Origin of the sequence: Pseudoalteromonas sp. BSi20439, from assembly GCF_000241165.1 — a bacterium.
Taxonomy (GTDB): domain Bacteria; phylum Pseudomonadota; class Gammaproteobacteria; order Enterobacterales; family Alteromonadaceae; genus Pseudoalteromonas.
Genome location: NZ_BADW01000012.1, coordinates 1 through 5,927, shown reverse-complemented (window position 1 = coordinate 5,927; position 5,927 = coordinate 1). Strand labels below are relative to the sequence as shown.

The 5,927-nt window shown below is 37.5% G+C and carries 5 protein-coding genes and 2 tRNA genes; 1 reads left to right on the top strand and 6 read right to left on the bottom strand.

What is annotated here, in order from left to right; genetic code table 11:
- Positions 1-1,178: 1,178 nt before the first annotated feature.
- The 4 genes from P20439_RS01575 to P20439_RS01560 form a co-directional block, all read right to left on the bottom strand.
- Positions 1,179-1,255 (bottom strand) — tRNA-Val (locus P20439_RS01575).
- A gap of 26 nt (positions 1,256-1,281) precedes the next feature.
- Positions 1,282-1,358 (bottom strand) — tRNA-Val (locus P20439_RS01570).
- A gap of 113 nt (positions 1,359-1,471) precedes the next feature.
- Positions 1,472-2,521, bottom strand: coding sequence for a DUF3080 family protein (locus P20439_RS01565; protein ID WP_008464082.1), 1,050 nt, complete (start codon positions 2,519-2,521; stop codon positions 1,472-1,474).
- The gene (locus P20439_RS01560; RefSeq protein ID WP_008464080.1) at positions 2,499-3,854 is read right to left on the bottom strand and encodes an MATE family efflux transporter; all 1,356 of its coding nucleotides are present in this window, start codon (positions 3,852-3,854) and stop codon (positions 2,499-2,501) included. Before P20439_RS01560 ends, P20439_RS01565 begins: the two co-directional genes overlap by 23 nt.
- A gap of 192 nt (positions 3,855-4,046) precedes the next feature.
- Here P20439_RS01560 and P20439_RS01555 point away from each other — a divergent pair, with 192 nt between their 5' ends.
- Positions 4,047-4,673, top strand: a complete 627-nt coding sequence (locus tag P20439_RS01555) for a riboflavin synthase (RefSeq protein ID WP_008464078.1) — start codon at positions 4,047-4,049, stop codon at positions 4,671-4,673.
- Here P20439_RS01555 and P20439_RS01550 read toward each other — a convergent pair.
- Both P20439_RS01550 and P20439_RS01545 read right to left on the bottom strand, forming a co-directional pair.
- Entirely contained in the window at positions 4,670-4,873 is a 204-nt protein-coding gene (locus P20439_RS01550) for a CPXCG motif-containing cysteine-rich protein (protein WP_008464077.1), read from the bottom strand. The two genes, P20439_RS01555 and P20439_RS01550, sit on opposite strands and share 4 nt — an antisense overlap.
- A 213-nt stretch (positions 4,874-5,086) precedes the next feature.
- Positions 5,087-5,927, bottom strand: an 841-nt coding sequence (locus tag P20439_RS01545; RefSeq protein WP_036932672.1) for a fructosamine kinase family protein, incomplete at its 5' end; no start/stop codon positions are given.

The window sequence follows — 5,927 nt, the reverse complement described above, 5'->3', positions numbered from 1 at the left end:
ACTTATCCTTTTTAATTATTGAAAATCACACAAAAATAAAGGAGCGAGCCAAACCAAAAAACCTTGTTTTATGTCACTGCCCCAAAAAACGAAAGAATTATAACTGCATTTAGATATTTCACTACATTTATGTGAAAAAAACTAGTATTTTCAATGTATAAACTTTTTGTAAAGAAAAGTTAGCAATGACCCTAACCTATCTTATTTCTGATACTGAGCACTATTGGAGTTTTTAAAATTGAATGATCAAATTTAGCTTGGACTGAATACATATAATCACCTGCGTGCAAACTTACGACTAATTAGGAGCTAAAAGTCTTCATTTTGCTAAACCGTCAACCGTTGACGGTTTACAATAAATACCGCCACAGCCTTTTAAAACTCTGCGATAAACGTATCAACAAAGTGTTTAAATTTATCCGGTATTACTGGCAGTATTTTTCTGTGTTGTAAAAGGCTGGGTTTAGTTTCTAGTACATCAAGCAAAGTCATCCCTTAATGGCATTTCGTCACTTAGCTCATAACGTGTTACTAGCTTTTCTAAGCGTTCTTGGTTTAGCTTTTACTCGTGGGCAAAATTCTTAAGTTCTAGACGCTTTTCTTTTTCCCAATAAAGCTCAAACTCTTCATCAACGTCAGCACTGGTAGGGATGCCTTGTAAGTGCTCGTCCATAAACTTATCTATAAGTGCTTTTTTTACTTAATAAGATTGGGTCTGTGGCTATCATGTTTGCTATTACTTGACGTTTACCGAACAACTAATTAGTGTATTAGTGCCTTGTGTGGGCACCGATGTCTAAACAAGGCACAGAAGCAGTTTATGGAATAGGGGTCATAGAATATTTCATGAAATGACACGGAAAATATTAGGGTAGTGGTCACCTGATTTGAAATTTTTGGTTTGGAATTTGTGATTTGAGGTTTGTGAATTTGCAAGGGTAGGGGTCTAATTTTGAGGAAGATTAAAGAGCTAAAAAAGTGGTTTGGGCGCTTGGGCACAAGTTTGGGCACAAATCGATAAAAACTGGAATTTTTAGGATGATCTTTTGAGGCTTGGCTCTCGTTATTTTAAAATTTTGAATACAAAATAATAAAAAACTAAGAATTTAATTTTTAGTTGAATAATTAAACGAATAGATTGAATAGGGTTTTTAACTGTTTGAAATATAGAGTTTAATTGGTACGACCGAGTGGATTCGAACCACCGACCTCTACCATGTCAAGGTAGCGCTCTAACCAGCTGAGCTACGGTCGTACAATTATTTTAGGATTCTTAAATGTTGGTACGACTGAGTGGATTCGAACCACCGACCCCTACCATGTCAAGGTAGTGCTCTAACCAACTGAGCTACAGTCGTACTGCATGTATTTAAGAATTGTTAATTGCTTAACAACGGTCGCTAATATATAGCGTGATGAGTGGTGAATCAAGCATGTTTATGGTTTTTAAGTTTATTTGCCGTTTTTTTATTCATATTGGACTGATTTCGCACGTTTTATAAAATTTTTGCCACCAGATAACATGCTCTTTTGCTGACGCTTTTAGCTGAGAGAGTAAGTTATTAGAATTTGGGTCAAGTAGGGCATCTACCGCTTCACTACTCACTGCTTGATTAAACCATAGCTGCATATAAAGCGGCTGCAATGTTTCTAAATACCCGCTCAGCTGTGCTTGATAAGGCTGTATTTGTTTTAAATAATATTTATTAAATATATTACTGACAATTTTAGCCTGCTGCTTGTTTTTACCTTTAGGGCATATATCTTCAAGCGTTAAAGTATTTACAAATTGGGTTGCTGTATGATTTAAGCTAATTTGTTCTCGCGCAGCTTGAATAAGCTGTTGATCAAATTTGTATTTGTTGAGCGGTTCAAGCGCTGACAAAATATCATCGCTGTTTATTGCCATACTCCCTTTAGTTTCTATTTGGTGTTTAATGGTCGTTAGCTTTTTAAGCGCCTCAACCGTGTCACTAAACCCAGCCGGTTGGGTGCTGAGTTCTTGGCCAGTTAGCTGCCAAGTGCTGCTCAGTTCAGGTTCACTATATAAAACATTATTAAAGTAATGAGTGAGTTGAGTTTGTTTTTGGTTTTTTGCCGCTGTAATTTTATTGTGAACGTTGCTTTGTTTATCTAAGGTGTTTAAACAGTTTTGCGCGCTTTGAATAAAATCTATTTGGTACTTCAATTGGCTAGCAGCGGTGGCTGTTTTGCCTAATTGATTATTATGCTCGCTTATCAGAACGTTAAGTTTACATTGGCTAATACCAGCTAGTTCAGTTATGCCAATTTTAATGGCAGGTTGCAACGCTTCAACTGGCTTTACTAAGGCTAATTGTTGCAGTGGCTTTGTGTGTGGCTCAGGCGCTTGTAAAGTATTACTCAAGCGAGACAAATAGGTTTTATTTACCTCACTGGGCTGCTCTGAGCAGCCCAAAAGCACCATACAACATGCCGCCAATAACCAATTAAGCGGCAGTTTGGTATAGATTGGTTGTTTAAGAGAGAATAAATGGTTCACGTTTAAATCGCCTATGAACGGTCAGCATCAGTAGTATAGCTGCAACTGATAAGCCAACGATAATGCCTATCCAAAAACCATGAGGGCCCATTGCTGGCACTATTATGTCTGTTCTTGCTAATACGTAGCCTAAACTAAAGCCGATTAACCAATAAGAAATAAAAGTAATATACGAAATAGGCGCTGTGTGTTTTAAACCACGTAAAATACCGTTTGCAGCTACTTGTAATGCATCAGGAAGTTGGTAAATACAGGCTAAAATCATAATTGATGAAGCAAGTGCCAGTACCGCAGGGCTATCGCTGTATAGTTGGCTAATAATATCGCGCCCTATAAATGTAATAAAAGCGATAAACAACGCGACCATAGCCGCCATAATATAACTTGTCGATACCGCTACTTTTAATTGATCTAAATGATTTTGCCCAAATAAATTACCAATTCGTATGCTAATGGCAATTGAGAGGCTCAGAGGCATCATAAATAACAGTGCAGTCACACTGGCTGCAATTTGATGGCCAGACACAGCCACCGCACCCAAATGCGCAATAAACAGGGGAATACAGGCAAACAAGGTCACTTCAAAAAAAGTAGCGAGTGAAATAGGAATACCGAGTTTGGTAATAATACCAATGGTTTTAAAATTGGGTTTTTCAAAGCCAGTTAATAAGCCTTTGGCATCTATTTTTTTACTCAGCTGGCAATAAGTAACTTGCGCAATAGCCATTACAGTAAATACCAGTGCGGTGGCAATACCACAGCCAGCGCCCCCAAATGCGGGTAGACCAAATAAGCCCTTAATAAAAATATAATTGAGTGGGATATTTACCGCAAGTCCGAGTAGGCTGATATAAAACGCAGGCTTGGTCATCCCCATGCCTTCAGTCATATTTCTGTACACGGTAAAAATTAAAAAACCAAATACACCCCATTTAACAAAATGAATGTAATCAAAAGCAAGTCCCGCAATCGCCGGGCTAGTATCAAGCTGTAAAATAACGGTGTTGGCAAGCTGGGCAGCACAAAAACCTGCAATACTCAAAAGGAGCGTTAAATAAAGCGCTTGCTGAAAATAATGGCTGATGCCGTTACGATCTTTAGCACCCGCAAATTGAGCAATGACTCCCGTTAATGCTAATAAAATCCCTTGTATTGCTAATAAAATTGGGTTCCATATTCCTGTAGCAATTGAGAGGGCAGCGAGATCGGTTGGACTCACTTGTCCGGCCATAATGGTATCAACCACTGACATTAATACTAATGTCACTTGTGCTAAAAAAACGGGAAAGGCGAGGGAAAGTAAACGTTTAGCTTCCCAACTACAAAATGTCATAAAAAACAGCTATTCATAAAAACATGGGCGCATTGTAATCTATTGTGATTGCTCTATCTATGTAGACAATCAGCGAATCTATTAAATTGCTGCATAAGCTTACTTTTGTTGCGAATAAAAGTGCTATTAAGTGAATTATTTTAGCGATTGATACGTTAAACTAGCACTTTGTTAGAAAGAGAAGCGATTTTTATGTTTACCGGTATTATTCAAACTCAAGCAACAGTAGTCTCTAGAACCCATACGCAGGGTGTATTACGTTTAGTCGTTTCCGTTAATGAGCAATACGTAAAGCATTTAGACTTAGGTGCTAGCATCGCTATAAATGGTTGCTGCTTAACGGTAGTTAAAGTAGAGCTTAGTAATCAAGATGTAGTGGCTCAAGTGCATTTTGATGTTATTGACGAAACTTTGCAGCTTACTAACCTTGGACAACTGGAATTGGGTAGTTTAGTCAATTACGAGCGTTCTGTGTCGTTTGGTACTGAGCTGGGTGGGCACATAGTCTCTGGTCATATTCATTGTACTGCCAAAATAGTGCAAATAGTTCAACTAGAAAATAACTACAAAATGCAGCTTAGCCTTCCAAAAAAATGGCAAAAATATGTTTTATATAAAGGGTTTGTATCTATTAATGGCGCCAGTTTAACGGTTGGCAATATTGGTGAGCATGGCTTTTGGTTACACTTAATACCAGAAACACTCGATATTACTAATTTAGGTGCAGCTGTTGTAGGTGATGAATTTAATATAGAAGTTGATCAGCAAACATACACTATTATAAACACCGTCGAAAACTACATGCGCCAACATAGCTAAAATATTTGTTCGTCATCGCTGTCCACGTGTAACTCTAACTTATTACGTGCATAGTCTATATGCATATTTAAATGAATTAGATTACAACAAGCACTGCATTCTTCATAGTAGTCTTGGTCGCCCATACTGGCATCAAGGTCTAAATGAATATGGTGTCCACAATGTGGGCAGGCGATACGTTGTGATAAAAAGTCTTTCATAACACCCTCTTAAAAATTAAGTTATTTTACCTAGATAGCACATAACGGCTTAATACTAAGTAGCTTGAACTCTGACTAAATGATTTACTCATATTGAGCTATCAACAGTGACTTATTACAAGTAAATTTAATGCAATTAGCCCTTAAAATAACGCTCGAATAGATTTATTTTTTAGAGTTCAAGTATAAGTATAGTGCTTATATTTTGTTTACTCATTTATTTAAGTTTAGTAGTTTTTCAACGTGTTCTTTAGCCTGATTTAGGTAATGGCCTGCATAAATATTGGCATGGTTTAAAATAGGGTAAAGCTGATAAATAAGCTTACGATGTTGGTAGCTCTGAGAGAGTGGATAATGATGATCATAGGCGCTATAAAATTCATCGGGTAATGGAGCAAAAAGTTCACTCATAGCAATATCGACCTCTCGATCACCGTAATAGCAGGCAGGGTCAAATAGGGTCGGAATATTATTTACAAATCCCATGTTTCCGCGCCAAAAGTCGCCATGTAATAATGAGGGCAAAACATGATGATTATGCAGTTGCTCTTTTACTAAATTTATCAGTTGTTCGGGGTCTGCCAGCACAATGTCTTTTTCAGCTAATAGCTGTAATTGCCAACCAATACGTTCTTCTGCAAAAAATACATCCCATTTTTTATGCCATTGATTTGGTTGAGGCGTAGAGCTTAAATAATTGTCTGTATCAAAACCAAACATCGCTTGCTCGTGTTTTTGATGTAACATGGCAAGGTGTTCACCCATCGTTGACCAATGCGTGTGGGGAAGGTCATCAAGTGTAAGCCACTCTAATACAATAAACGCATATTCTATATTGGCGCCAGTTGTAATGCAGTCGGGCACCATAAATATACTGTTTTGAGTGAGTTGTTTTAAGCCCTGTGCTTGTGCTTCAAAGCGATCAAGCTCATTTTTTTGAGCAATTTTAACTAAATAATTGTGCTTGCCATCACTTATATGGAAAAGCTTATCGGTTGATGTGTTTTGCAACTGACGTTTATGGGTGTGTTTAAAATCGTAATGGATAGCTTGG